The organism is Nonomuraea lactucae, from assembly GCF_003313395.1.
GTDB lineage: Bacteria > Actinomycetota > Actinomycetes > Streptosporangiales > Streptosporangiaceae > Nonomuraea > Nonomuraea lactucae.
Genome location: NZ_QNFZ01001049.1, coordinates 1 through 25,535 on the forward strand (window position 1 = coordinate 1; position 25,535 = coordinate 25,535).

The following is a 25,535-nucleotide window of genomic DNA, read 5'->3' on the forward strand; positions in this document are numbered from 1 at the left end:
CGCAGCGCGTACGCCAGGACGGGCCGCCGCGGCGGCTCGCCGCCCGCCAGCCGGGGCAGCACCGGGGCGAGCGCGGGGCGCTGGTAGTGGTCGCGGATCGCCGTGCTGATCGAGCCGATCCGGTCGGCCCGCAGGTCGTTGGCGTTGTACCAGATGTCGCCGGAGATCTGGGGGTGGTCGCGGTTGAGCGTGAGGTGCTTGGACAGCTCGGCGGGGTCCTGCCACGGCGCGGCCTGCGCCGGGTCGCCCGCCTTGTAGGCCGCCTGGCCGATCCACAGCAGCGTGCCGGTGCCGTTCGCGACGTCCGACCACCAGGGGACGAGCTTGGCGTAGTCGGCGGGCGGCTGGCCGATGTACCAGTAGAGCTGGGGCGCGATGTAGTCGAGCCAGCCCTTCCGCACCCAGCCGCGGGTGTCGGCGTGCAGGTTGTCGTAGGACTGGCCGCCGTTCGTGTCGGAGCCGAGCGGGTCGCTCGCCTTGTTGCGCCAGATGCCCGACGGGCTGATGCCCCAGGCGACCTCCGGCTTGGCCGCCCGTACGCGCTGCTGCATCTCCGAGACCATGAGGTCGACGTTGCGGCGCCGCCAGGTGGCCAGGTCGGGGAAGCCGGCCCCGTACTGGGCGTAGGCCGCGCTGTCGTCGAAGGCCGTGGTGTTGGTCGGGTAGAAGTAGTCGTCGAAGTGCAGGCCGTCGATGTCGTACCGGGTGAGCGCGTCGAGCATGGCGTCCTGGCAGAACCTGCGCACCGCGGGCAGGCCGGGGTTGTAGTAGAGCTTGCCGCCGAACGGCACGATCCAGCCGGGGTGCTTGCGGCCGGGGTGGTCGGGGTGGAGCTTGGCCGGGTCGGGCTGCATGGACACCCGGTACGGGTTGAACCAGGCGTGGAAGGCCAGGCCCCGCCTGTGGGCCTCCTCCACCGCGAATCCCAGCGGGTCGTAGCCGGGGTCCTGCCCCTGCGTGCCGGTCAGCCAGTGCGACCACGGCTCGTACGGCGACGGCCAGAAGGCGTCGGCCGTCGGCCTGATCTGCACGAACACCGAGTTGAGCCGGCGCCGCACCGCCAGGTCCAGCCAGGCCGCGAACTCGGCCTTCTGCTGGTCGGCGGGGAGGCCGGGCTTCGAGGGCCAGTTGATGTTGGCCACCGACGCGATCCACATGCCCCGCATCTGGCGCAGCGGCGGGACCTGCTCGGGGGCGGCTCCCAGGGGCGAACCTCCGGCCGCGACCGCGAAGGCGGGCAGCGGCACGGCGGACGCGGCGGCGGCGAGGGCGAGACCTTTCAGGAGGGTCCTTCTGCTGGGCATGGGGGGTGGCCTCTCGAATGTGGTTGTGTCGAGGGCGACGATGACAGAAAATTACCTTCAGTTCAACAACCATGAAGGAAAATGCCGCATGACCGCTGACCTGTACCGACTCGCCATGGCAGTCTTGCAGCCCGGCTACGAGGGCACCAGGGCTCCCGACTGGCTGCGCAGGGCCCTGGGCGAGGGGCTGGGCGGAGCCGTGCTGTTCGCCCGGAACAGCCCGGACGCGCGGCACATACAGGCCCTGCGCGCCGAGAACCCCGGTGCCGTCGTCGCGATCGACGAGGAAGGCGGGGCCGTCACCCGGCTGGAGGCCGCCTCCGGCAGCTCCTTCCCGGGCAACCGCGCGCTCGGCGTGGTCGACGACGTGCGCCTCACCGAACGGGTGGGCCGCCAGATCGGCCGGATGCTCGCCGAAGCGGACATCACGCTCGACTACGCGCCGTCCGCCGACGTCAACTCCGACCCGGCCAACCCGGTCATCGGGATCCGCTCGTTCGGCCCGGCCGCCGATCTCGTGGCCCGCCACACGGTCGCCTACATCGACGGCGTGCAGGGGGCGGGGGTCGCCGCCTGCGCCAAGCACTTCCCCGGTCACGGCGACACGACCACCGACTCCCACCTGGCGCTCCCGGCCGTGCGCGCCTCCAGGGAGGTGCTGGCCGAGCGGGACCTGCCGCCGTTCCGCGCCGCCGTGCGGGCCGGGGTCCGGGCGATCATGTGCGGGCACCTCCTCGCCCCCGCGCTCGACCCGGCCGTGCCCGCGACGCTGAGCCGTACCATCCTCACCGAGCTGCTCAGGGGCGAGCTGGGCTTCGACGGGATGCTGGTCACGGACGCGATCGAGATGCGGGCCGTGGCCGCCGTGTTCTCTCCCGGCGAGATCGCCGTGCGCGCCCTGGCCGCCGGCGCCGACGCCGTGTGCGTGAGCCTGGCCACGGAGCGGAGCCTGCGCGACCTCCGCGACGCCATCGTGGCGGCCGTACGCGAGGGGGCGCTGCCCGAGGAGCGCCTGGCGGAGGCGGCCGCACGCGTACGGGCGGTCTCCGGCTGGTACGGCGAGCAGGCGGCGCTGCGCGACAAGGCGATCGCCGACGCCGACCCCGGGGCGGGCATGGAGGCCGCCCGGGCGGCGCTGACCACGACCGGGACCGCCCGGCTGACCCGGCCGCCGCTGGTCGTGGAGGTCAACACCCGCCTCAGCCAGGCCGTGGATCCGTCCATGCCGACGGGCCTGGCCACCGCGCTCGCCGAGGTGCTGCCCGGCACGGCCCGCGTCAGGCTGGCCGAGGAGGGGGAGCTGCCGCCGTTCGACGACCGGCCGGTGGTGCTCGTGGTGCACGACGCGGCCCGGCTCGCGTGGGTGCGCGACAGGATCGCGCGGGCCGTACGGACTCGTCCGGACACGATCGTGGTCGACACCGGCGTCCCGGCCTTCCCTGCGGGCGCGGCGCACCTCGCCACGCACGGTGTCTCGCGCGTCTCGGCGCGGGCGGCGGCTGAATGGCTGATCCGTTGACCGCCGCCAACCCGGTCGCCGCGGTGCGGGCGGTGCTGCCGTCGCTCACGCCGGCGGCGCGGGCCATCGCCCGCATCATCCTCGACGACCCGGGGCTGGTCGTGCGCAGCACGATCACCGAGTTCAGCGTGGTGTCCGGCACCAGCGAGGCGACGATCGTCCGCACGGCGCGCGTGCTCGGCTTCTCCGGCTACTCGCAGCTGCGCTTCGCGCTGGCGGCGGCCGTCGCCAAGGAGCAGGCCATGGTGCCCGACCGCCTGGTGCCGGGCGACCTCGCCCCCGACGACCCGCTGACCGACGTCATCGCCAAGGTCGCCCGTTCGGAGTCGGAGGCGCTGGCCGACACGGCCGCGCAGCTCGACCCGGCGCGGCTCGGCGAGGTGGTGACGGCGATCGCCGCCGCCCGCCGCGTGGACGTGTACGGCGTCGCCGCCTCGGGGCTGGTGGCCGCCGACATGTCGCAGAAGCTGCTGCGCATCGGCCTGTCCAGCCACCCGTTCGCCGACGCCCACCTGGCCCTCACCAGCGCCGCCCTGCTCAAGGAGGGCGACGTCGCGGTGGCCATCAGCTGCAGCGGCGAGACTCCCGACGTGCTGGTCCCCGCCCGCACGGCGGCCGAGGCGGGGGCCGTGGTGGTGTGCATCACCAACAACCCGCGCTCGTCGCTGGCCGGGCTGGCCCACCACACGATGGTCTCGACCGGCCACGAGACCGCCTTCCGGCCCGGGGCGCTGGCCAGCCGGATCAGCCAGCTGCTGATCGTCGACTGCATCTTCGTCGGCCTCGCCCAGCGCGCCTTCGACACGGCCGGCGCCGCCATCCGCGCCACCCGCGAGGCCACGGACAGATACCGGCACCGGCCCTGACGCCTCAGCCGGCCGCAGCCAGGCCGGCCCGGCGTACTCTGTCCTGGATGACCACGCACATAACCACCGCGGCATAGGCGCCCAGTTGTCGCCGAGATCCGCCCTCCTGCTCGGCGGCTTCATCCTCGCCTCGCTCAACCTGCGCCCCGCGCTCGCGGGCGTCTCGCCACTGCTCGGCGAGATCATGGCGGACGTGGGGCTGACCCCCGCCGCCGGCGGCGCGATCACCACGGTCATGGTGGTCTGCCTCGGGCTGTTCGGGATGGTCACGCCCGCGCTGGCCAGATGGGCGGGGCTCGACAGGACCCTGCTGGCGGGGCTGCTCCTGCTGGCCCTCGGCGTGCTGGTACGCACCGTGGACGGGGTGTTCGCGCTCTACCTGGGCTCCGCGCTGGCGGGCACGGCCATCGCCGTCATGAACGTGGCCATGCCCGGCGTGGTCAAGCAGCACTTCCCGCGGCAGGTGGGGGTGTACACGTCGGTGTACGTCTCGGGCCTCGTGGTGGGGGCCGCCGCGGCCTCAGCGCTCATGATCCCCCTGGAACGGGCCACGGGATACGGCTGGCGCGGCGTCTCGGCCCTCGTCGCGGTGCCGGCCGTGGCCGCCGCCCTGCTGTGGCTGCCCCAGACGCTCGGGAAGCAGGCGGTGCCCGTTGACGGCCGTTCCCGGCACTTCGCCGCCATCCTGCGCAGCGGGGTCACGTGGTGGGTGACGGCCTTGATGGGGCTTCAGTCGCTGACCTTCTACATCATGCTCGCCTGGGTGCCGACGATCTTCCAGGAGTCGGGGGTGCCCGCCGACCAGGCGGGCTACCTGCTCAGCCTGACCAGCCTGGCCCAGGTGGCGGCCACCCTCGCCGTGCCGGTCCACGCCGGCCGCCGCGCCTCCCAGGTGCCGCACGTGGTGGTCGCGGCCGGGCTGACGGTCGTCGGCTACCTCGGCGTGCTGCTCGCGCCCACCACGGTGCCATGGCTGTGGATGATCATCCTGGGACTGGGCCAGGGCGCGTCGGTCGCGCTCGCGCTGCTCATCATCGTGCTGCGCGCCCCGGACCCGTCGTCGGTGACCGCGCTGTCGGCGGTCGCGCAGTCGTGCGGCTACGTGCTGGCGGCCCTCGGACCGCTGCTCATCGGGATGCTCAGGCAGGCGTCGGGCGGCTGGACGGTGCCGCTGCTGGCAGGGCTGGCGTTCTGCCTGGCGCAGGCGGTGGCCGGCGTCTTCGCCGCCCGCCCCCGGACGGCCCGCTGACGCCCTCGATCGCCACACGGGCGAGCCGGTCGCCGGGGCCGGTGTCAGAGCCGGTCGCCGGGGCCGGTGTCAGAGCCGCTCGGCGGCCTCCACCACGTTGGACAGCAGGAGGGCGCGGGTCATGGGGCCGACGCCGCCCGGGTTGGGGGTCAGGAAGCCGGCCACCTCGGCCACGTCGGCGGCCACGTCACCGGCGATCTTGCCGTCCACCCGCGAGACGCCCACGTCCAGCACGGCCGCGCCCGGCTTGACCATGTCGCGGGTGATGAGGCCGGGCACGCCGGCCGCGGCCACGACGATGTCGGCCCGGCGGACGTGGCCGGCCAGGTCCTGGGTGCCGGTGTGGCAGAGGGTGACCGTGGCGTTCTCGCTGCGCCGGGTCAGCAGGAGCCCCAGCGAGCGGCCCACCGTGATGCCGCGGCCGACCAGGGCGACCTCGGCGCCCTTGATCGGCACGCCGTACTCCTGCAGGAGCAGCACGATCCCGTGCGGCGTGCACGGCAGGGGCGCGTCCACCATGTGCACGAGCCGGCCGAGGTTGACCGGGTGGAGCCCGTCGGCGTCCTTGGCCGGGTCCATCCGCTCGAGCAGCGCCATCGTGTCGAGGTGGCGCGGCAGCGGGAGCTGCACGATGTATCCGGTGCACTCGGGTGAGGCGTTGAGCTCGTCGATGGCGGCCTCTACTTCGGCCTGCGTGGCGCTCTCGGGCAGATCGACCCGGATCGAGGCGATGCCCACCTCGGCGCAGTCGCGGTGCTTGCCCGCGACGTAGATCTGGCTTCCGGGGTCTTCGCCCACCAGGACCGTGCCCAGGCCGGGGGTGACACCGCGGGCCTTGAGCGCGGCCACACGGGCCGCGAGATCTGCCTTGATCCTGGCGGCCGTGGCCTTGCCATCGAGTTTCACTGCGCTCATGTCGCACAATCCTTCCACGATGCCGCCGCACCCCCGGCATCCGGTGCCCTCCCGACTTTTGACATCGTTGTCATAGTCGTGGGAAGCGCATAAGGTGACGGTCTCCGGCCCACTGTCCACCTGTCCACCGAGGGAGCCGCCGTGCCCGACCGCCACCCCGACACCTGTCACGAGCGGCGAGCGCACGCGCCCCTGGCGGGTCGCCGATGAGCCGCGTACTCGCCATCGACATCGGCGGGACCAAGCTCGCCGCCGCACTGGTGGGTGAGGACGGTTCCGTCGCGGCCTCCGCCATCCGGCCGACACCGCGTACGGACGTCATGGCCACCCTCGCGGGCCTCATCGACGAGGTGAAGGACGGCGGGCCCGCCCCGCGCGCGGTCGGCATCGGCTGCGCGGGCCCGCTGGACCTGACCAGCGGCACGGTCAGCCCGGTGAACATGCCCAGCTGGCGCGGCTTCCCGCTCCGCGACGAGGTGCGGGAGCTGACCGGGCTGCCGACCGTCCTCGCGGGCGACGCCCAGTGCTTCGCGCTCGGCGAGCACTGGCTGGGTTCGGGACGCGGCAGCTCGGCGCTGCTCGGGATCGTGGTGTCCACCGGGATCGGCGGCGGGCTCGTCATCGACGGCGTGCCCCTGCTCGGGCCGACCGGCAACGCCGGGCACGTCGGGCACATGACGGTGGACCCGTACGGCGAGCGCTGCGAATGCGGCGGGCGCGGCTGCGCCGAACGCTACGCCAGCGGCCCCAACCTGGCCCGCTGGGCTCAGGACAACGGCTGGAAGGCCCCGGCCGGCGAGTTCGCCGACGCCCGGACCCTCGCCACGGACGCCACGGCGGGGGAGCCCGTCGCCGTGGCCGCGTTCGAGCGAGGAGCCAGGGCGCTGGCCGCGGTGATCGCCTCCACGGCCGCCGCGACGGAGGTCACCAGGGTCGTCATCGGCGGCGGCGTCTCGGGGGCCGGTCCCGTGCTGTTCGAGCCTTTGGAACGGGCACTCGACGACGTGGCGGGGCTGGCTTTCGTCCGATCGGTGGACGTGCAGCCGACGATGCTGGGCGTCCGGGCCGGACTGGCCGGCGCGGCCAAGCTGGCTTGGGACTATTCACAGCAGTCCCGATAATCCCTACCCTCTTGCGCGAATAGCACATCTTCCTTCACTTTATGCATATCTAGCATTACAGCACGGGGCGGGGAGGGATGTGCGCGATCATGTGGTCGATCCGAAAGCGATTGTCAGGCTGCTGGCGAGTATCCCGGCGGTACAGGCCGACGTCCTGCTCACGTGCGTCAACGCCGAGCTGGGACGACGCCATATCGCCCTCAATCGGGCGCTTAATTTGGAAACCGACCTTTTCGACTTGGTGCATAACTGTCTCAGCCTCGATGAGGGGGCGTCGGCTCTCCTGAACGCGGTCAAAACGCTGTATGACGGCTCCCCTCAGGTGGATGACATCGGAAAGCTGCTCAGCCCGGCCGCTCCGTACCTGAGCCCCCGCGAAGAGCGGCGCATCGAGGAGCTCCTGCGGCAGTGCGACATCGGCGACCTGGCCGCCATGTACCGCGTGGCGACCAGGGGTGCCGGTCGCGGCTGTCCTCCCGGACTCGCCGACGTCTGGGACGTCTTCTTCTACCTGCTCGACTCCAACACCAGACCCGGCTCCCTGGCCCCGCACCTGCGGCTGGTCGCCCTGGTGGTCAGGGACCTGGTCCACACTCCGACCGCGGCGGCGCCCGGCCTCGTGGTCGAGCTGCGCCGGTGGATGTACCAGCAGTGCGACGGGCTGCGCGAGAGCGGCGACAGCGCGGCGGCGGCGGAGCTGGACCGGCTGCTGCGCCAGCCCCCGCCGCATCAGACCCGCGACGACTTCCCCATCACCCTGATCGTGCGCATCGAGCCCGTGCCCACCTCCGATACGGAGCGGGATCTGCACACGGTGAGCCACTGGCGCCAAGTGGATCAGGTGTCCTGGCAGCCGGAGCGGGGCGAGGACCGGAACGTGCCCATGAGCGAGGTTCCCGCCACGGTGGCCGAACTGATCATGAAGGCCGAGGAGGACTGGGGATACGGCGAGGGCCCGCTCCTGCTGGAATTCGTGCTGCCGGTCGAGCTGATCAACCTCGAGATCGACGTCTGGCCGCTGGAGGAGGACGACCCCACGTCGCCCGCCCGCCTCGGCTCCGGCTATGAGGTGATCATCCGCAGCGACACGACGCTGCGGCCGCGCCACAAGCACCGGCCGTGGCACTCGCGCTGGGACCGCTTCCTGCGGACCGACGGCACGGCGCACTCCATCCCGCTGGACGGGCCGGTCGACCTGGAGTCGCTGCGCGCCGAGCTACGCGACACCCCCAACCTGGTGGCGTGCGTCCTGTCCACGCCACCCGACCTCGAGCCCGGCCGGTCGGAGCTCCAGGAAGCCATCAACGCCGGCCTCCCAATTGTCCTTTGGTGTCGTGATATAGGGCTGAATAAGGATTTCCGCAAGGCCGTCGCGGACGCCATTCAACCGCCGAAACTGAAGCGGTTGCCCGCCAGTATCAAGAATCTGCGCTGTTCAGGAATGCCGGCCTGCCGTGCCGTATCGCTGCTGTGGGACGACCCGCATCACGCGCTGCCAAGCAATCGGCCACTGAGGACGCCGACTCCCCGCTAGTAAGGCTTGCATCCGTCCGGCAAAAAAGAGGATGCTGCAAGGGAGTGATAACTGCCGGACGCACCCGCGTGCGCCTAGTAGAGGAACGTCCCAGATGAGCGCCGAAAGTTCACGTACGGACGGCAACAGCACCGGCATACCCGCAAGGCGATTCGTCTACCAGGGCACCGGGCGGCCACTGAGAGACGTCTCACTCCGCACAGCGCTGCCCGCCCCTCCTCCCTGGCGCGACTTCGACGGCGGACCGGTGCTGCCGGCGCCGCAGGAGGACCCTCCGGACCTCGACCGCAGGCTGGGCCCAGTCACCTTCGTCCACCCCCGGCAGGTGGACCAGCGCGAGGTCACCGCCGTCAACATCGCCCTCTTCCTGCGCCGCCCCCTGCTGGTGACGGGGCCGCCGGGAGTCGGCAAGTCCACGCTCGCCTACCAGGTCAGCCGCGAGCTGCGGCTCGGCCCGGTGCTCCGCTGGCCGGTCAACAGCCGCACCACGCTGCGCTCCGGCCAGTACGAGTACGACGCCATCGGACGGGTCCAGGAGGCGCGCAGGCGCGTGGAGTCCCACGACGAGGAGCCGGAGACCGACATCGGCGATTTCCTGCATCTGGGCCCACTGGGCACGGCTCTGCTGCCGTACGAGCTGCCACGGGTGCTGCTCGTCGACGAGTTCGACAAGGGGGACGCCGACCTGGCCAACGACCTGCTGGACGTCCTGGAGGAGGGCGGTTTCACGATCCCCGAACTGTTCCGCGTGCGCGCCCGCGCCCCCCGGGTGCGCGTGCACACCGCCGACCCCGGGCACGCGGCGGTGGTCACCGAGGGCGCGGTGCGCTGCCGCGCCTTCCCGTTCATCGTCATCACCAGTAACCGCGAACGGGACTTCCCCCCGGCCTTCCTGCGGCGCTGCGTACAGTACGAGATGCCGGTTCCCGGCCCCGAACGCCTGGCCGACCTGGTGACCGCCCACTTCGCCAAGGCCGCCGCGCCCCACCAGGACAGGCTGATCCAGGAGTTCCTGAAATACCGGAAGCACTGGCCCCTGGCCGCCGACCAGCTCCTGAACGCGCTGTATCTGGCCGTGCAGGGATTCCCCACAGACCCAGAGGACGAGGAGTGGCGCCGGATCCTCGAAGTGGTGCTGCAGCGACTCGATGCGGCGACCGCGGGGTGAACGGCTCAGCCGTTCCGCCCCAGCGCGGCCGGGGCGCGGATCCGCAGGGAGACCTGCTGGCCGACCTGGTGTGGCTGGCCTCGCGGGTGGCCGTGTACGACCCGCCGACGGCCGAGCCGCCGTCGGCCCCTCCGCCCGACCGGGTTTCCGAACAGGTGATGCCGCCCCGTGCCCCACAGCAGTCGCCGCCGCGGACCGCTCCCGACCCGCCGCTCGAAGGCGCGGGCGCACCGGAGCACATCCACCAGGCCGGGCCCTGGGTCGGCCTCGGCGTCGGCGGATCGCCGGAAACCGGCTCCGCCGTCCCGGCTGCCGAACGCCCACGCATCGGCCGCCGCGCGATCACCCGAGCGCTCAGGCCGCTCCGGGCGACGGTCCCGTCCCCGCATCACTCACCGCTGCTCGACGAGGAGGGCACCGCCGAGCGGGCCGCCCGTGACGGTCTCTGGCTGCCAGTCGTGAACCTCTCACGCGAGCGCCTGCTGGACGTGGACATCGTGATCGACGAGAGCCGCACGGCGCTGCTCCACCAGGAGAAATCGGAGCGGTTCGTGGCCGCGCTCGCCGACCTCGGCGCGTTCCGCGCCCAGCGCGTCCACCTGCTCGACACCGATGTCGCGGCCGGCGGGGAGCCGCTGCTGCGGGCTCGCGCGCCGCGCAGCGTGCTCGGGCCCGCCTCCGGGCTCGCCCTGCCGGAGCGGACCGGACGGCGGCTGATCATCGTGCTCACCGACGGGATCGGCGACGCCTGGCACCACCAGGCCGCCCAGCGGTTGCTGGCCCGCTGGGGGCAGGGCTCGGCCGTCTGTGTCGTGCATCTCATGCCGTCCTCGCTGTGGCGGCGTACCGGCATCGAGGCGTCACGCGCCGTGCTGCGCAATACCGTGCGGGCGGGACCCAACGCCGACTATCGAGCCGCTGGGCGGCCGGTCGGCGGGGTCGAGATCCCCTTGCTGGACATTTGGCCGGCGCGGCTGAGGTCGTGGGCCGAGTTCGCCATGGGCGCGCGCGAGCGGTGGCAGGGCCCCGCGATGACGTGCTCGACCACGCAGCAGGCGGACGACCTGCCGGACCTGGAGGACGAGCTGTCGGCCGAGGAGTGGGTGCAGCGGTTCAGGACGGATGTCACGCCCACCGCGTTCCAGCTCGCGGTCCACCTGGCTGCGGCTCCGCTCAGCCTGCCGGTCATGCGGCTGGTGCAACGTCGGCTGCTGCCGAGCTCCACCGACGCGCACCTCGCTGAACTGCTAGGCAGCGGGCTGGTGCGGCTCACCGGGCAGCGGGGCGACGGCCTGCCCGTCGCGGGCGGCGTGCCGTACGACTTCAGGCCCGGCGTCCGCCAGGAGTTGCTGATGGCGGGACGCCGGTCGGAGACGGCCAGAGTGCTCATGACCGTGGTGGACCATCTCGGGGAGGACGTCCGCGAGCTGCGCCAGCTGCGCGACGTCATCACCTCGCCCGGCAGTGCCCGGCTGCCCGTGCTGCCGGCGTCACTCTCCCCGCTCGTCGAGCCCACGCTGGCGGGGCTGGAAAGCATGGCAGGCCCCTACAGCAAGCCGGCCCGCCTGCTCAAGGACGCGCTGCACAGCGCTGCACCACCGCGGAAGACAGGGCGAAAAGGCGACCCCTTACCGGGGGAAGGCGTTTACCAGCACGTCGTCAAGGAGTTTCCTGACCCTGACTACTTCGGAGTGACCGTGAACATGAGCACCCAACAAGTCGCCCAGCCTCGCCAGCCTCATGAGCCCACGCCCGTTTGGAACATTCCGCAACGCAACCAGGCCTTCACCGGCAGGGAGGACCTGCTGGCACTGCTGCATGAGAAGCTCCAGTCGGGGACGACGGCCGTGTTGCCCGAAGCCCTGCACGGGCTCGGCGGCGTCGGGAAGTCGCAGATCGCGATCGAATACTGCTACCGCCATCAGGAGGACTACGACCTGGTGTGGTGGGTGCCGTCCGAGCGCCTGCCCGTGGTGCGTCAGGCGTACGTGGACCTTGCCGCGCACCTCAACCTTGACGTCAACGAACCGAGCGTGACCGTACCGGCGGTCAAGGAGGCCCTGCGGATCGGCCGACCGTACCGCAAGTGGCTGCTCGTGTTCGACAACGCCGAAGACGTCGAGGAGATCCAGCGCTTCTTCCCGACGAACGGCCCCGGGAAGATCATCATCACCTCGCGCTCACGCGAATGGTTCCAGCACGCCAACCGGCTGGAGGTCGACGTCTTCCGCCGCGAGGAGAGCCGGGAGCTGCTGCGCCGGCGCGGACCCCAGCTCACCGACCGTGAGGCCGACGAGATCGCCGAGCGGCTGGGTGACCTGCCGCTCGCCATCGAGCAGGCCGCGGTCCTGCTCGCCGAGACCGGGATGCCCATCTCCGAGTACCTGCGGCTCTTCGACTCCAAGCGCGATGAGCTGCTGCGGGTGGAGGGCTCCGCCGTGCCGGTCGCGGTGGCCTGGAACATCTCCTTCGAACGGCTCCGCCAGACCGACCCCGCCGCCCTCCAACTGCTTCAGGTGTGCGCGCACCTGGCGCCGGACCCTATCCCGTGGTCGCTGCTGGCGAGCAGCCGCGACCTGGAGGGACCGGCCGAGCTGGTCGAGGCGCTGCGCGACCCCATCACGATCAGCCGTATGATCCGCGCGATCGGCCAGTACTCACTGTGCAAGGTCAATCACCGCGACAACTCCCTGTCGCTGCACCGCTTGGTGCAGCGCGTGGTGACGGGCCAGCTCTCTCCCCAGGAGACGGCGCTGACCAGGCACTGCGGGCACCTGCTGCTGGCCAACTCCGATCCCAGGAAGCCGAGGGACCGGACGCGATGGCCGGAGTACCAGATGCTCCTGCCCCACGTGCTGGCCTCGGACCTGGAGGAGTGCGACGACTCGTGGGCCCGCAACCTCTATCTCAACCTCATGGATTACCTCTTCCTGTGGGGCGACATCCACGGCTACCGGGCGATGGCGCGGCGCGCGGTCGAGACGTGGGCGGCGGCGCTCGGCCCCGACCACGACGCGACGCTCGCGGCCGAGCTGCGCCTGAGCCGCGCACTGAACAGGTTCGCCGACTTCAAGGGTGCCTACGAGCTCCAACTGCATGTCCGGGACACGCTGCGCGACCGGCTCGGGCCGGACCACGAGCGCACGCTCGAAGCCGAGGGCTTCCTGAGCATTGGCCTGCGCTTCCTGGGCCGCTTCAAGGAGGCCCTGGAAGTGGACAAGCGGGCCTACGAGACCCTGCATCGACGGTTCGGTCCCGATGACCCGCTCACGCTGGAACAGGCCCACCTGCTCTGCATTGACTGGCGGCTCAACGGCGAGCCGGCCCGGGCCAAGGAGATTGACGTCGAGACCTACCGCCGCAAGGAGGAGGTGCTCGGCCCCGACAGCATCAGCACGCAGAGCAGCCGCGCCGCCCTGGTGATCGACGAGATGGAGTGCGGCAACTACCGCGAGGCGCTCAGGCTGCAGGAGCGCCACCACAACGTGATGGTGAGCAGGTACGGCAAGAGCCATCCCGGGGCCATGGACAGCATCGCCCTGCTGTCCGTGATGCACCGCAAGGCGGGCAACCACGACGACGCCCTCAAGCTCTCCGAGGAGGCCCTGGCCCTCTTCACCGCGCGTTACGGGGAGAAATACCAGAGCACCGTGGCCACCTCGCTGAACCATGCGGTCAACCTGCGGCACATGGGCGATCTGTCCCAGTCGGTGGAGATCGGGCAGAAGGCCAAGGTGCTCTACGAGGAGATCTTCGGCTCCGGACATCCCAACGCCCCGACCGCAGCCGTCAACGTCGCGGTCAGCCTCCGCCTGATGAAACGCCTCGACGAGGCCTGCGAGATGGACCAGGAGTCCTTCGCCGCCTTCATCGAGATGCTCGGCCCCGACCACCCGCGGACCCTGGTGTGCTCGGTCAACCTGGCCAGCGACCTGTTCGAGCTGGAACAGTACGAGAACGCGCTGGAACGCGATCGCGACACCCTCCAGCGGCTGCGTCGGGTGCACGGCAAGGATCACCCGACGACGCTCGCCTGCGCGCACAACCTGAGCCTGGATCTGCGTGCCCTGGGGCGCGAGGAGGAGGCCGACACCATGTTCAAGGAGACGCTCGAACGGTATCGCCGAGTGCTCGGCGAGGAGCATCCCGCCGTGGAAGCGGCACTCAAGGGAAGGCGCGCGAACTGCGACATCTATCCCATCCCGCTCTAGCGACCTTCCCGCCGCCGGCAGGAGTCCACGGAACCCGACCTGGAGTCAAGCAACGTGATCGACGAAGCGGAACTCTTACGGACCAGGTGGCACAAGAGCACCTGGTCGGGCGGTGATCAGGGCGGCTGCGTCAGCGTGGCGCACCTGAGCACGCGCGTCGCGGTCAGGGACAGCAAGAACCCCGGGCGCTACATGGTGGTGTCCCTGACCGCCTGGCGGGCGTTCCTCGCAGCGGTGAAGCGGGGGGAGTTCGATCATGTGGGGCGCGATACGCGCGTTCGCGCCCCCGCCGGGTCAGACCGAGCCGGACCTGATCGCGCCGATGAACGTCGACCATGACTGCCGGGAGAACGTGAGGTGAGGCTGACTCGGATTCTTGGAGTCACGCACACCGAGCCGGTCTCCCAGCTCTGCCACCTCCACACACGTCCCGAGATCTTGCTCGGTGCTGTAGCTGCTCTTCCGCCATACAAGCGGCTGCTCCTCGCCCATGATTCTCCCCATTCTCCCGCCGAGGACGGATCCCCGATCGGTGACCATCCGCGATCACTCGAACACTCACCGTCGTGTTTTGTGGACAGGATACGCTTGCGCCGCCTGATGATCCGCCCTCATCCGACTAGGATCTGCGCATGACGCAGGTCAAGCCCACGCCAGAGAGTTTCGATCTGTCCGCCGTCCAGTGGATCGGCAGCACCGACCGTCCTAGTGATGATCCCGTGCAGGTCGCGTTCATTGGCGAGAACGTCCTCATGCGCAACGGCGCCGACGCGGGCAGTGTGCTGGTGTTCACCCAGGCCGAGTGGGAGGCCTTCGTGGCCGGGGCGATGGACGGCGAGTTCGACTACTAGGAGCGGCTACTCGGAGTGGCGCCTGAGCGCCTCCTCCAGCGCGCGCAGGGGCAGCGACTCGCGGCTCTCCAGTTCGGCGAGCACCTCGACGAGTCTGCCGAAGCCGTCCGGAAACCGGCCGCAGACCTGGGCCAGGCTGAAGAGCGCCGCGCGGGTGCGGTGATCGCGTGACACCCTGCCCTCGATCGGCGGCCCCAGCAGCGAGAGCACCAGGTCGCGGTCAGTGGGCGTCTGCAGGGAGGGCACGCGCTCCATGAGATCCACCAGGTCCACGAGCCGGGCCAGCGACTCCATGGCCAGGCCGGTCGGGCCGGCGACGGCCGGCGGACCCGCGGCCGGGCCGAGGATGTCCAGCAGCGCGCGCAGGTACGCGGCGGCGGTCAGTGACGCGTACGGCTGCCACAGGTCCGACTTCGCCGCGTCGCCGTAGTCGCTGACCCCCCTCACCACCAGGCACTCCCGGCCGCCCAGAGCGGCGCTGCCGGCGACCCCGGCCCCCTCCATCTCCATGGCGATCAGGTCGTAGGCGTGCGCGGTCTCGTCGCGTCGAGCCGCGCTGCGGAGGAGTTCGTCGCCGCTGCCGATGCGGCCGTAGAAGATCTGGAGCTCCCTCTCGGAGCCGGTGGTCGCGGGCCGACGGTACGCGAGAGACGGGAGCGGTTCGAGCCATGCCTCCCAGGGGCGTTCGCCGCGGAGCTGAGCCGCCCGGATCTCGTGCACGCCGCGCGACAACATCGGGGAGGCGGGCAGGGGCTCGCCCCGCAGCGTGGCCCCCTCGTCGGTGACGCGGCGGTGACCGTAGTGGATCACACCACCGCTGCCCACCACGACGTCGCCCAGCCGCACGTCGCGCTCGGCGTCTCCGGGACGCGGCACGCCCAGCGCGATGCCGCACATGACGACGGCGCGGACGCCGGGGAAGCTGCGCACGAGGTGCGCGCTCGCGTCGGCGGCGGCGGTGTTGCCGGTGGCGACCAGGGAGGTGGACACCACGGTCCCGCATCCCAGCTCGCCCAGGACGTAGCGGTTGGGATCGCTCCGGCGGCGCTCCGCCCGGGTCAGACCCAGCACGTGCCGTACGGCGACCGCCTCCACGGGGAGCGCGGTGATCACACCTACGAGGGGGGAGGAGCCGGTCATCCGTCACTCCGCGCGATAGGACTCCACGAGACAGGCATCTGATCACACCCTAGATTGCTTCGACCTGCCGACGGACGATGTCTGGTGAAAGCGTCCCCTGGTAGGGACGTCACCTCATAGGGAGTGGCCCGTGCGCGAATTCATCATCGGGGTCGTCAGCTCGCTGGCCGCCACCACGGTCACCGTCATCGGTGGCTGGTTCGGCCTGTCCTGGCCCAAGCGGTTCGCCATCAGGCTGCTGTCCAGGTTGACCGGCACGGGGATCGTCCGCGTCTATCCGCAGCAGAAGATCGCCAATGCCGCCCTGGCCGCGGACCTGCGCAAGGCCCGCTGGGTACGGGTGCTGGCCCCGCGGGGGAACGAGCTGACCCGCGACAGCTTCCAGGCTCTCTGGCAGGGCGAGGCCGAACACGTCGAGTCGGTGCAGGTGCTCCTCCCCGACCCCGCGGACACCGGAGGCTGGCTACGGGCGCGGGAGGAGGACCTTCGCGGGACCGACCCGGGCTTCGAGCCGGGACTGCTCGCCAAGCAGGTCTCGGCCAACGTGGACTATCTGAACGCGATCGCCGCGCGCAACCCCATGGTGGCGCTGCGCCTGTTCGACGCGCCCCACACGTGCCGCGTCATCGCCACGGACCGGGTCGCGTACTTCACGCTCTTCACCGGTCGCGGGCACGGGCGCAACTCGCCCTGCCTGGTGGTGGCCAGCGACGGCATCATGTACGAGCACGCGCTGGCGCTCTTCGCGCAGCTGTGGCGCGCGGCCTACTCGGACTCGGCCGCCTGAGCCTCGCGCCGCTCGATGATCCTGCGGGTGTACGGGATGAGCTCGACGGCCCGAACGCCGAGGTAGGCGCCCGCGAAGGCGAGTGCCACGAGGACGAAGGGGCTCGTGGCGAATCCGTGCACGGTCACGAAGACGTACAGGATCGAGTCGAGCAGGGCCATAGGTCACTCCGAGGGAGAAGCGGACGGCGAGGCACACAGGGTAACCGCACCTCGCCGGTGCTCACGGCCGAACAACCCTGCTCAGTGGAAGAAGTGGCGCGTGCCCGTGAAGTAGAGGGCGATGCCCGCCTTCTCCGCCGCGTCGATGACCTCCTGGTCGCGTACGGACCCACCGGGCTCCACGATGGCCCTGACCCCGGCCTCGATCAGCACCTGCGGCCCGTCGGCGAACGGGAAGAACGCGTCGGAGGCCGCCACCGAGCCCGCGGCCCGGTCGCCCGCGCGGGAGACCGCCAGGCGGCAGGAGTCGACCCGGTTGACCTGCCCCATCCCGACGCCCACGGTCGCGCCGTCGGCGGCGAGCAGGATGGCGTTGGACTTGACCGAGCGGCAGGCCCGCCAGGCGAACGCCAGGTCGGCGAGGGTCTCCGGCGAGGCGGGCGCGCCCGCCTTGAGCTCCCACTGCTCGGGCGCGTCGCCCGGCGCGTCGACCCGGTCGGCCCGCTGCACGAGCAGGCCGCCGTCGACGCGGCGGAACTCCGCCGCGTTGGCGGGCCCCCGCGGGCAGGCCAGGAGCCGGATGTTCTTCTTGCGCGTCAGGACGTCCAGCGCCTCGGGCTCGAACGACGGGGCGACCACGACCTCGGTGAACACCTCGGCGATCTGCCCGGCCAGCTCGGCCGTGACCGGCCCGTTGACCGCGATCACCCCGCCGTACGCCGACACCGGGTCGCAGGCGTGGGCCTTGCGGTGCGCCTCGGCCACGTCGGCGCCGACGGCGATGCCGCACGGGTTCTGGTGCTTGATGATCGCCACACACGGGCCGGTGAAGTCCCACGCCGCCCGCCAGGCCGCGTCGGCGTCGAGGTAGTTGTTGTACGACATCTCCTTGCCGTGCAGCTGCTCGGCCTCCGCCAGGCCGCCGGAGCCGGCGGTGTAGAGGGCCGCGGGCTGGTGCGGGTTCTCGCCGTAGCGCAGGGCGGCCTTGCGGTCCCAGGTGGCGCCCATGAACGCCGGCCAGTCGCCGTCGGGCTGGTAGACGTTGGCGAACCAGGACGCGACGGCCACGTCGTAGGCGGCGGTGTGGGCGTAGGCGAGGCCCGCCAGCCGCCTGCGCTCTTCCAGCGTGAAGCCGCCCTCGCCGAGCGCCCGCTGCACCTCGCCGTAGGCGCCCGGGTCGACGACGACCGCGCAGGTGCTGTGGTTCTTGGCCGCGCCGCGGATCATCGCGGGGCCGCCGATGTCGATCTGCTCGACGCATTCGGCCGGGGACGCGCCCGAGGCGACCGTCTCCTGGAACGGGTAGAGGTTGACCACCACGAGCTGGAACGGGTCGATCTCCAGCTCGTCGAGCTGGGCCACGTGGTGCGGCTTGGTGAGGTCGGCGAGCAGGCCGGCGTGCACGCGCGGGTGCAGCGTCTTGACCCGGCCGTCGAGGCATTCGGGGAACCCGGTGAGCTGCTCCACCTTCGTCACCGGGACGCCGTACGACGAGATCGCGGCGGCGGTGCCGCCCGTCGACACGATCTCCACGCCGGCGCCGTCGAGCGCCCTGGCCAGCTCCTCCAGCCCGGACTTGTCGTACACGGCGATCAGCGCGCGCCGGAAGGCGATGCGAGTCACTTGGATTCCCCTTCTGTTCGGTTCCCGATGCGGACGGTGCGTCCGCTGACGGTCCAGCCCTCGCGGACCATCCGCCCGACGATCTCGACGAGCAGCCGCCGCTCGACGGACTTGATGCGCTCGTGCAGGGCCGCCTCGTCGTCGTCCGGCAGCACGGCCACCGCCTCCTGGGCGATGATCGGCCCGGTGTCGACCCCCGAATCGGCCAGCATGACCGTGCAGCCCGTCACCTTGACCCCGTGGGCCAACGCGTCGCGCACCCCGTGGGCGCCGGGGAACGACGGCAACAGCGCGGGGTGGGTGTTGACCACGGGACAGGCGTCGAGCGTCGGCGCCCCCAGGATCTTCATGAACCCCGCCGACACCACCAGGTCCGGCTCGTACGAGGCGATCCTGGCCGCGATCGCGGCATCCCAGTCCGCCCGCGACGCATACTCACCCAATTTTTCGACAAAAGTCGGCACATCGGCCCGTGCCGCCCTCGCCAGCCCCTCGATCCCCTCCCGGTCCGCGCCGACGGCCACCACGCGCGCGCCGTACGACGGGTCGGCGGAAGCGTCCAGCAGGGCCTGTAGGTTGGTTCCAGAGCCGGAGACGAGGACGACGAGCCGCCCAGCCTTAGACACGCACACTCCAATGGGAAACCGGGTGGGGCTGCCAGCGTATCCGCTCCTCGCCCGGTCACGCAGAGGAGGTCAGGTGTCGACACCGGTGCAGGCGCCGGCGGGCCAGCAGCCCGCGGACTCCGCGGGCCGCCGCGCGATCTGGCTGTCCATCGCGGCGCTGGCCATGACGTTCATGCTGCCGCTCGCGGGGCTGGTGATGGCGCTGTTCGCGCTCTCGGCGGGTGTCCGGGCGCTCCCGCTGCTCAAGGCCGCGGGCAAGCCGACCGGCACGGCCGTGGGCGGCATCGTCGTGTCCGCGGTCGCGCTCACGCTCTCGGGCATCGCCACGGGGCTGCAGCTCTACCTGATGGACGAATACTCCGCCTACCAGGAGTGCATGAAGGGGGCGGGCACGGTCTCGTCGCAGGGCGAGTGCTTCACCCAGTTCAGGAACGCGGCGCAGCAGAAGCTGCCGCCCGGCGTGCTGGAGTTCCTGGGCACCGTGCAGCCCTGAAGACCGTGCAGCCCTGAAGACTGTGCAGCCCTGAGGTCAGTCGCGGTCCCAGGCGTAGGGGTCGACGTAGATGACGTGGCCGCCGCGGTCGTCCGACTCGTCCACGATGTCCCTGCGCGGTGTGCCGCGGCCCTCGGCGACCGGGCGGGACCGGGCCTGGGCGCGCGTCTCCGCCTCGGCCGACGCGTGCTCGTCCTGCCAGTCGTCCCGGATGACCGGGATGGGCTGGGTGTCGGCCTCGGTGGCGTCCATCCAGTGGCCGGGCAGCGGGCGGGCGTCGGCCTCGGCCAGCCCCACCTTGCTCGCCGCCCTGGCGATCGCCGCACCCGCCTTGCGCACGGGCACCGCGGCCTTGTCGAGCGGGGCGCGGGCCCGCCGGTTGAGCAGCAGCAGGTTGGTCACCCCGGCCGAGATGCCCGCCGCGACGCCCACCTCGATGGCGACCGACAGGGCCACCTCCCACGGCGACGGCCCCACCGCCGACAGCCGCCCGCCGCCGATCGGGCCGCCCGACAGCGCCGCCAGCAGCCCGGCCACCAGGCCGGTGGTGACGCCGGTGAAGAAGCCCCACAGCGGCGCGGCCTCGTACGAGGGAGAGGGTGAGATCCTGGCGACCACGACGCCCGCCACCGCCCCCGCCGCGAACGGCAGCGCGACCACGGCCATCATCCAGCCGGGCACGGGGCCGCTGTCGGGCAGCGCGCCCAGCAGCGGCAGGCTCGGCACCGTGCCGAGCTGCACTCCGGTGGGCGCCACCAGCGTGCCGGCGCCGATGGCGAAGCCCGGCCCGGCGATGTAGGAGAGGGCCCAGATGACGGCGTTGAGCAGGTAGAGCACCTGCACGAGCAGGAGCAGCAGGCCGCCCACGAACCCGGGCGACAGCACGCCCGACAGCTCGCGCACCTGGCCGAAGTTGAGCACGACGGCGACCAGCACCAGCACCAGCCCGGCCGCGAGCATCACCGCCGTGGCCACGGCCGTGCCGACGGTGAGCGCGCGCACCCGCTCGGGCAGCAGCCGCAGCATGGCCCGCCACGGCCCGATGGTGCGGGCGGTGGCCAGCGCGCCCGCGAGGAACGCGAGGGTGAAGTGGCTGAGCAGCGCCTCGCCGATGAACGGCTGGGTGATCTCGTTGCGGGCGACGATCGCGATCAGACCGGCCAGCAGCGCGTACGGCGCGGCCAGCGAGACCCCCGCCTGGACCACGAGCACGAGCTGGGCCCGGCGCCGGGCACTGGCCTTCTCGCGCGGGCTGTTCTTGGGCAGCCGCGCCGGCAGCCGCAGCCGCAGGTCGGCGTCGCGGGCCATCCAGCGGGCGGCACGGTAGAGCAGCAGCGCGGGCAGGATGATCAGGCCGAGCGGCAGCAGCCCGACCCGTCCGCCCGGGATCGCGAATCCGGCGTGGTGCGCGGCCAGCCAGAGCTGCGCCGCCGTGCGGAACACTCCGGGCAGCCCGGCCCCCAGGGTGCCCCGGGGCGCCGCGATCCAGCCGACCAGGGTGAGCGTGGTGAGCGCGGCCAGCCCGACGCCCAGCGTGCAGGCGGCGGCCAGCATGCCCGACACGGGCAGCGGCCGCCGGGACTCGTCGTCGTCCGAGACGCCGGGGAGCTTGCCGAGGACCGAGCGGGGGGCCGTCCGCAGCTGGTCGAGAATCGCCGTCACGGTAGGCGATTTTCTCAATCTTTTCCGACCACCGCTTGGTTGACGCGCCGCACTGGCCAGCTTTATCCGTCTCTGGCGCACTTTCCCGACGTACGGACGGGAGCGTACGGCGGCGCGGTCACGCTCCCCTGGCGGCGATTCGGGGAGTCCGGCGGGTTCATGATTAGGTAGACGCATGGCGCGCGAAGCGGGTAAATCGACGGGGGCGAAGGGAGGCCGCGGCGAGGCCATCACGACCCCCGCAGCGCTCCTCGCCGCGCCGGGTTACGTGGCCCGGCGGCTCTACCAGTCCTACGTGGCGCTGTGGACGCGCGCCGTGGATCCCGTCCTGACCGGCCCGCAGTTCGCGGTGCTCACCGCGGTCGACCACTACCCCGGCGTCGACCAGGGATCGCTCGCCTCGTCGGTGGCGCTCGACCGGTCCACGATGGCCGACATCGTCCGCCGGTTGGAGGACAACGGGCTGATCGTCAGGCACACCGCGATGCACGACGGCCGCCGCAAGCTGCTGCACCTCACCGAGGAGGGGGCGCGCCGCCTCGAAGAGGTCAACCGGCGCGCGCGAGAGCTGGACGAGCACCTGCTGAAGGGCTACTCGCAGGCCGAGCGCGAGCGCGTGCTGCGCGAGATGACCGCTCTGGCGGCCCAGTGGGAGGCGCTCATGGGCGACGAATGACGTCGCCCCGGAGTCGCCGCCGGGGCTGATCCCCGGTCTCCGCTCACCGGTCCCACCGGATAGATCTCCTCGCTCACCTCTTGCTTTTCGGAATCGTCCGTGTTCGGATTAGTTTCGTCCGGGCAACACCCCCTGGGTGCGCCGTACCGGCGGAACGGCTGTGATCCGCATGCCCGGCGGAAGAACCGCACCGTGCCGTCCTCGCCGTCGAGGCGGCGTCCCACGATCCCGTTTCCGAATGGCTGGAGGAGCGTTGGCGGCGAGCCAGGTGAGTCAGTCGTACCACGTCACGATCGTCGGCGGTGGCCTCGGCGGGCTGACCGCCGCGCTCTCCCTGCGGCAACGCGGCCTGCGCGTCACCGTCCTGGAGCAGGCCCCGGAGCTCGGGGAGGTCGGCGCGGGCATCCAGACCGCGCCGAACGCCAGCCGCGTCCTGCTCGGGCTCGGGCTGCGCACCGCCCTTGAACGAATCCGCACCGAACCGCTCGATCAGGTCCGACGCCGCTGGGAGGACGGCAGCGTGATCGGGCTGACCCCGCTCGGCGACTACTGCAAGCGCGAGTACAACGCCCCCTACTGGCACTACCACCGCGCCGACCTGCACAAAGTGCTGCTCGACGCGTGCGTGGCGGAGGACCGGCCCGGCCCCGTCGTGCGGATGCGGACCGGGGCGAAGGTCGTGGACGTCGACCGGACCGACCCCGCCCGGCCCGTCGCCGTCACCGAGGACGGCTCGCGGTACGAGTCGGACGTCCTGGTCGGCGCGGACGGCATCCGGTCCAGGCTGCGCGACGCGCTCGGCCTGCCCGACACCCTGCTCTTCTCCGGCGAGATGGCCTACCGCGCGCTCATCCCCGGAGACAAGATCGCCGCGGACCCGGCGACCCGCTGGCTGGTGGACCGCTTCCAGAGCACCATCTGGTACGGCCCCGACCGGCACCTGGTCCACTACATGATCCGCGGCGGTGAGTGGCTCAACGTCGTGGCGATCGTGCCGTGCTCGCCCGTGGTCAAGGAGCGCTGGAGCGTTCCCGCCACGGTCGACGACCTCGCGGGGGCCTTCCCGGGCTGGGACGACCGGGTCGGCCTGATGCTCTCCAAGGCGGAGGGCGACATCTCCGTGTGGGCCATGTACCACCGCCGCCGCGACCCGGTGTGGGTGGACGGCCACGTGGCCCTGCTCGGCGACGCCTGCCACGCGATGCTGCCCTACCAGGCGCAGGGCGCGTCGCAGGCGATGGAGGACGCGGCCGTGCTCGCCGAGGAGCTGGGCTCCGTTCCGGTGGAGGGTGTCCGGGCGGCCCTCATGCGGTACGTGACGCGCCGCGCCAAGCACGCCGGGATGGTCCAGGACGCGGCGTGGCGCAACATGTCCCTCTACCACCTGCCCGATGGGCCCGACCAGCGGGCCCGTGACGAGAAGCTCAAGCGATTCGACGGCGAGTCCGACGTTTCCTACCGGTGGCTGTGGAGCGGAACCCCGCTGAACGACCCCGACGAAGAGACCTTCTCCTATCAGTTCCACAACTGACCGGCCCGGCCTCGGCCGGGTGCGGCCCCCGGGGACGCGCCCCCCTCTAGCGCTCCCGTCTCCCCCGACACCTCACATCTGGGTGGAACACCATGAAAACAGGAGACCAGATCGTCCAGGACCTGCCGTGGAAGTGGCGCGTCCAAGGCAAGATCTTCATCATCGGTGGCCTCGGCTACATGTTCGACGCCTGGGACGTCGCGCTCAACGGCTTCCTCACGCCGCTGCTCGGGGTCGAGTTCGGCCTGTCGGTGCCTGAGAAGGGCCTGGTGGCGACCGCCAACCTCATCGGCATGGCGGTCGGCGCCGTCGCCTGGGGCACGATCGCCGACCGGGTCGGCCGCAAGCGGGCGTTCAGCCTGACCCTGCTCATCTTCGCGCTCTTCTCGGTCGTGGGCGCCCTCGCCCCCAACTACGGCGTCTTCCTGGCGTTCCGGTTCCTGGCCGGGGTGGGCCTGGGCGGCTGCATCCCCGTCGACTACGCCCTGGTGGGCGAGTTCTCGCCGAGCCGGCTGCGCGGCAAGATCCTGGCCGCGATGGACGTCTGGTGGCCGGTCGGCGCGACGCTGTGCGGCGTGGTCGCGACCCTGCTGGCGCCGGTGCCGGGCAACTGGCGGTGGATGCTCACCGTCATGATCCTGCCGGCGCTGCTGCTGTTCTGGGTACGCCGCGGCATCCCCGAGTCGCCCCTCTACCTGGCCAGGACCGGCCGGGAGCAGGAGGCCCGCGCGATCATCGACGATCTGGTGGCCCGCACCGGCGCGCGCGCCGAGCCGTACGTCATCGAGCCCTCGGTCGAGGACCGCGGCTCGCGGGGCGTGCGGGCCGCCCTCGGCCAGCTCCGGCTCGTCTGGAGCTTCAGCCCGCGCGTGACCTCCGCCGCCTGGCTGCTGTTCATCACCATCATGACGACCTACTACGTGGCCCTGAGCTGGATGCCCCAGATCCTCATCAAGGAGGGCCACACCGAGTACGCGGCCTTCGCCAAGACCACCCTGATGACGGCGGTGGGCATCATCGGCGTTCTCGTCTCCGCGTGGCTGATCGAGGCGGTCGGGCGCAAGTGGGCGATCGGGGTGTCGGCGCCGGTGGCGGCGCTCTCTCTGGCGGGCTTCGCGATGTTCCTCGACGTCAGGTCCGCCGCGCTGCTGTGGCTGGGCGTCTTCGGCTTCGTCATCCAGCTCACCATCCCGGTGCTGTACGCCTACATCGCCGAGCTGTACCCGACCCGCATCCGGGCCAGCGGCTTCGGCTGGGCCTCCTCGGCCAGCCGGGTCACCTCGGGCTTCATCCCGCTGATCTTCGGCGGGCTGCTCTGGCCCGTGCTGGGGCTGACCATGACGTTCGTCGCCCTCGCGGCGGTGGTGCTGGTGGTCGTGCTGTGGATGGCGTTCGCCGCCCCCGAGACCAAGGGCCGGGAGCTGGACCACATCACCGATCCCACCGGTGACACGGTGCCTGTGAGGACCTGATGAAGCCCGCGCCGTTCACCTACCACCGCGCCCGCGACGTGGCCGGAGCGGTCTCCCTGCTCGCGGAGCTGGGCGAGGACGCCAAGTACATCGCGGGCGGCCAGAGTCTGGTCGCCATGATGAACTTCCGCCTCGCCCGGCCCGCGCACCTGGTCGACCTCGGCGGGCTGCGCGGCGAGCTGGCGTACGTCAGCGAGGAGGACGGCGCGCTGCGGGTCGGGGCGCTCACCACCCACCACCAGGTGGAGAACGCGCCGCTGGGCCCGGACTTCGCCGTGCTCCGCGACGCGATGGGCTGGATCGGCCACCTGCCGATCCGCACGCGGGGAACGGTCGGCGGCAGCCTGGCCCACGGCGACGCCACCGCCGAGTGGTGCCTGCTCGCGGTCCTGCTGGGCGCCGAGGTCGTCGTCCGCGGGACGGCCGGGGTCCGGAGCGTCCCGGCCGAGGAGATGTTCCTCGGCTTCTTCGCCACAGCGCTGGCGCCGGAGGAGATGATCACCGAGGTGGTCTTCCCCCGTCCGGCGCCGCACGCCGCGCTGACCGAGCACGCCGAGCGGCGGGGCGACTTCGCCACCGTGGCCGCCGCCGTCGACCTCGACGCCCGGCGCGTCGTGCTCGGCGGC

The 25,535-nt window shown here is 71.7% G+C and carries 23 protein-coding genes; 15 read left to right on the forward strand and 8 right to left on the reverse strand.

Going from position 1 to position 25,535, the window contains the following annotated elements:
- Positions 1–1,304: glycoside hydrolase family 10-like protein (locus DQW85_RS40260; RefSeq protein WP_113704987.1), on the reverse strand; the 1,304-nt coding region annotated here is incomplete at its 3' end.
- Positions 1,305–1,392: 88 nt separating this feature from the next.
- Here DQW85_RS40260 and DQW85_RS40265 point away from each other — a divergent pair.
- The 3 genes from DQW85_RS40265 (at position 1,393) to DQW85_RS40275 (ending at position 4,938) form a co-directional block, all read left to right on the forward strand.
- The gene (locus tag DQW85_RS40265) at positions 1,393–2,823 is read left to right on the forward strand and encodes a glycoside hydrolase family 3 protein (RefSeq protein WP_113704988.1); all 1,431 of its coding nucleotides are present in this window, start codon (positions 1,393–1,395) and stop codon (positions 2,821–2,823) included.
- The gene (locus tag DQW85_RS40270; protein ID WP_113704989.1) at positions 2,808–3,689 is read left to right on the forward strand and encodes a MurR/RpiR family transcriptional regulator; all 882 of its coding nucleotides are present in this window, start codon (positions 2,808–2,810) and stop codon (positions 3,687–3,689) included. Before DQW85_RS40265 ends, DQW85_RS40270 begins: the two co-directional genes overlap by 16 nt.
- A gap of 85 nt (positions 3,690–3,774) precedes the next feature.
- Positions 3,775–4,938, forward strand: a complete 1,164-nt coding sequence (locus DQW85_RS40275; protein WP_113704990.1) for a CynX/NimT family MFS transporter — start codon at positions 3,775–3,777, stop codon at positions 4,936–4,938.
- 69 nt (positions 4,939–5,007) lie between these two features.
- On the opposite strand, the gene DQW85_RS40280 is transcribed toward DQW85_RS40275, so the two are convergent.
- Positions 5,008–5,853, reverse strand: a complete 846-nt coding sequence (locus DQW85_RS40280) for a bifunctional methylenetetrahydrofolate dehydrogenase/methenyltetrahydrofolate cyclohydrolase (protein ID WP_113704991.1) — start codon at positions 5,851–5,853, stop codon at positions 5,008–5,010.
- Positions 5,854–6,059: 206 nt separating this feature from the next.
- On the opposite strand from DQW85_RS40280, the gene DQW85_RS40285 reads away from it, so the two are divergent.
- The 5 genes from DQW85_RS40285 to DQW85_RS40310 all read left to right on the forward strand — a co-directional run bounded on the left by DQW85_RS40285 (position 6,060) and on the right by DQW85_RS40310 (position 14,226).
- Positions 6,060–6,974 (forward strand): ROK family protein, encoded by a 915-nt coding sequence (locus tag DQW85_RS40285; RefSeq protein WP_113704992.1) that lies wholly within the window; start codon positions 6,060–6,062, stop codon positions 6,972–6,974.
- A gap of 79 nt (positions 6,975–7,053) precedes the next feature.
- A complete protein-coding gene (locus tag DQW85_RS40295; protein ID WP_162795768.1) occupies positions 7,054–8,508 on the forward strand; it encodes a VMAP-C domain-containing protein in 1,455 nt (484 codons plus the stop codon).
- 94 nt (positions 8,509–8,602) lie between these two features.
- Positions 8,603–9,676, forward strand: coding sequence for an AAA family ATPase (locus DQW85_RS40300; RefSeq protein WP_113704995.1), 1,074 nt, complete (start codon positions 8,603–8,605; stop codon positions 9,674–9,676).
- Positions 9,673–13,887: an FxSxx-COOH system tetratricopeptide repeat protein gene (gene fxsT / locus DQW85_RS40305; RefSeq protein ID WP_113704996.1), complete on the forward strand. Its 4,215-nt coding sequence runs from the start codon at positions 9,673–9,675 to the stop codon at positions 13,885–13,887. Before DQW85_RS40300 ends, fxsT begins: the two co-directional genes overlap by 4 nt.
- Before the next feature lie 54 nt (positions 13,888–13,941).
- Complete coding sequence (locus DQW85_RS40310) at positions 13,942–14,226, forward strand: DUF397 domain-containing protein (protein ID WP_275888301.1); 285 nt, start codon at positions 13,942–13,944, stop codon at positions 14,224–14,226.
- Here DQW85_RS40310 and DQW85_RS40315 read toward each other — a convergent pair.
- Positions 14,182–14,379: a DUF397 domain-containing protein gene (locus DQW85_RS40315; RefSeq protein ID WP_113705009.1), complete on the reverse strand. Its 198-nt coding sequence runs from the start codon at positions 14,377–14,379 to the stop codon at positions 14,182–14,184. The two genes, DQW85_RS40310 and DQW85_RS40315, sit on opposite strands and share 45 nt — an antisense overlap.
- 140 nt (positions 14,380–14,519) lie before the next feature.
- Between DQW85_RS40315 and DQW85_RS40320 the strand changes: the two genes are divergently transcribed.
- The gene (locus DQW85_RS40320; RefSeq protein ID WP_113704997.1) at positions 14,520–14,738 is read left to right on the forward strand and encodes a DUF397 domain-containing protein; all 219 of its coding nucleotides are present in this window, start codon (positions 14,520–14,522) and stop codon (positions 14,736–14,738) included.
- A 6-nt stretch (positions 14,739–14,744) separates the two neighbouring features.
- Here the strand turns inward: DQW85_RS40320 and DQW85_RS40325 are convergent, their stop codons facing one another.
- A complete protein-coding gene (locus tag DQW85_RS40325) occupies positions 14,745–15,878 on the reverse strand; it encodes an effector-associated domain 2-containing protein (RefSeq protein WP_113704998.1) in 1,134 nt (377 codons plus the stop codon).
- A gap of 130 nt (positions 15,879–16,008) precedes the next feature.
- On the opposite strand from DQW85_RS40325, the gene DQW85_RS40330 reads away from it, so the two are divergent.
- On the forward strand, positions 16,009–16,665 hold the full coding sequence (locus DQW85_RS40330) for a hypothetical protein (protein ID WP_113704999.1): 657 nt from the start codon (positions 16,009–16,011) through the stop codon (positions 16,663–16,665).
- Here the strand turns inward: DQW85_RS40330 and DQW85_RS40335 are convergent.
- The 3 genes from DQW85_RS40335 to purN form a co-directional block, all read right to left on the reverse strand.
- Positions 16,644–16,826 carry a hypothetical protein gene (locus DQW85_RS40335; protein ID WP_113705000.1) on the reverse strand — a complete coding sequence of 61 codons (183 nt, stop codon included), beginning with the start codon at positions 16,824–16,826 and terminating at the stop codon, positions 16,644–16,646. The genes DQW85_RS40330 and DQW85_RS40335 overlap by 22 nt on opposite strands.
- An 81-nt stretch (positions 16,827–16,907) precedes the next feature.
- Positions 16,908–18,449 carry a bifunctional phosphoribosylaminoimidazolecarboxamide formyltransferase/IMP cyclohydrolase gene (gene purH, locus DQW85_RS40340; protein WP_113705001.1) on the reverse strand — a complete coding sequence of 514 codons (1,542 nt, stop codon included), beginning with the start codon at positions 18,447–18,449 and terminating at the stop codon, positions 16,908–16,910.
- On the reverse strand, positions 18,446–19,075 hold the full coding sequence (purN, locus tag DQW85_RS40345; RefSeq protein WP_240197734.1) for a phosphoribosylglycinamide formyltransferase: 630 nt from the start codon (positions 19,073–19,075) through the stop codon (positions 18,446–18,448). Before purN ends, purH begins: the two co-directional genes overlap by 4 nt.
- 73 nt (positions 19,076–19,148) lie before the next feature.
- On the opposite strand from purN, the gene DQW85_RS40350 reads away from it, so the two are divergent.
- Positions 19,149–19,568 (forward strand): hypothetical protein, encoded by a 420-nt coding sequence (locus DQW85_RS40350; protein WP_240197735.1) that lies wholly within the window; start codon positions 19,149–19,151, stop codon positions 19,566–19,568.
- Positions 19,569–19,604: 36 nt separating this feature from the next.
- On the opposite strand, the gene DQW85_RS40355 is transcribed toward DQW85_RS40350, so the two are convergent.
- The gene (locus DQW85_RS40355) at positions 19,605–21,230 is read right to left on the reverse strand and encodes a cell division protein PerM (protein ID WP_113705003.1); all 1,626 of its coding nucleotides are present in this window, start codon (positions 21,228–21,230) and stop codon (positions 19,605–19,607) included.
- Between the two features lie 175 nt (positions 21,231–21,405).
- Between DQW85_RS40355 and DQW85_RS40360 the strand changes: the two genes are divergently transcribed.
- The 4 genes from DQW85_RS40360 to DQW85_RS40375 form a co-directional block, all read left to right on the forward strand.
- Positions 21,406–21,906 carry a MarR family winged helix-turn-helix transcriptional regulator gene (locus DQW85_RS40360; protein ID WP_113705004.1) on the forward strand — a complete coding sequence of 167 codons (501 nt, stop codon included), beginning with the start codon at positions 21,406–21,408 and terminating at the stop codon, positions 21,904–21,906.
- A 268-nt stretch (positions 21,907–22,174) separates the two neighbouring features.
- Positions 22,175–23,437 carry an FAD-dependent oxidoreductase gene (locus DQW85_RS40365; protein WP_240197736.1) on the forward strand — a complete coding sequence of 421 codons (1,263 nt, stop codon included), beginning with the start codon at positions 22,175–22,177 and terminating at the stop codon, positions 23,435–23,437.
- Positions 23,438–23,529: 92 nt separating this feature from the next.
- Positions 23,530–24,909: an MFS transporter gene (locus DQW85_RS40370; protein WP_113705006.1), complete on the forward strand. Its 1,380-nt coding sequence runs from the start codon at positions 23,530–23,532 to the stop codon at positions 24,907–24,909.
- A partial coding sequence (locus DQW85_RS40375; RefSeq protein WP_113705007.1) for an FAD binding domain-containing protein occupies positions 24,909–25,535 on the forward strand: 627 nt, incomplete at its 3' end. The genes DQW85_RS40370 and DQW85_RS40375, both read left to right, overlap by 1 nt.

Excerpts from the sequence above, each read along its gene's own strand:
- DQW85_RS40265 (WP_113704988.1), top strand. The coding sequence starts at position 1,393 with ATGACCGCTGACCTGTACCGACTCGCCATGGCAGTCTTGCAGCCCGGC.
- DQW85_RS40270 (WP_113704989.1), top strand. The coding sequence starts at position 2,808 with ATGGCTGATCCGTTGACCGCCGCCAACCCGGTCGCCGCGGTGCGGGCG.
- DQW85_RS40280 (WP_113704991.1), bottom strand. The coding sequence starts at position 5,853 with ATGAGCGCAGTGAAACTCGATGGCAAGGCCACGGCCGCCAGGATCAAG.
- DQW85_RS40285 (WP_113704992.1), top strand. The coding sequence starts at position 6,060 with ATGAGCCGCGTACTCGCCATCGACATCGGCGGGACCAAGCTCGCCGCC.
- DQW85_RS40300 (WP_113704995.1), top strand. The coding sequence starts at position 8,603 with ATGAGCGCCGAAAGTTCACGTACGGACGGCAACAGCACCGGCATACCC.
- DQW85_RS40315 (WP_113705009.1), bottom strand. The coding sequence starts at position 14,379 with ATGGGCGAGGAGCAGCCGCTTGTATGGCGGAAGAGCAGCTACAGCACC.
- DQW85_RS40320 (WP_113704997.1), top strand. The coding sequence starts at position 14,520 with ATGACGCAGGTCAAGCCCACGCCAGAGAGTTTCGATCTGTCCGCCGTC.
- DQW85_RS40325 (WP_113704998.1), bottom strand. The coding sequence starts at position 15,878 with ATGACCGGCTCCTCCCCCCTCGTAGGTGTGATCACCGCGCTCCCCGTG.
- DQW85_RS40335 (WP_113705000.1), bottom strand. The coding sequence starts at position 16,826 with ATGGCCCTGCTCGACTCGATCCTGTACGTCTTCGTGACCGTGCACGGA.
- DQW85_RS40360 (WP_113705004.1), top strand. The coding sequence starts at position 21,406 with ATGGCGCGCGAAGCGGGTAAATCGACGGGGGCGAAGGGAGGCCGCGGC.
- DQW85_RS40370 (WP_113705006.1), top strand. The coding sequence starts at position 23,530 with ATGAAAACAGGAGACCAGATCGTCCAGGACCTGCCGTGGAAGTGGCGC.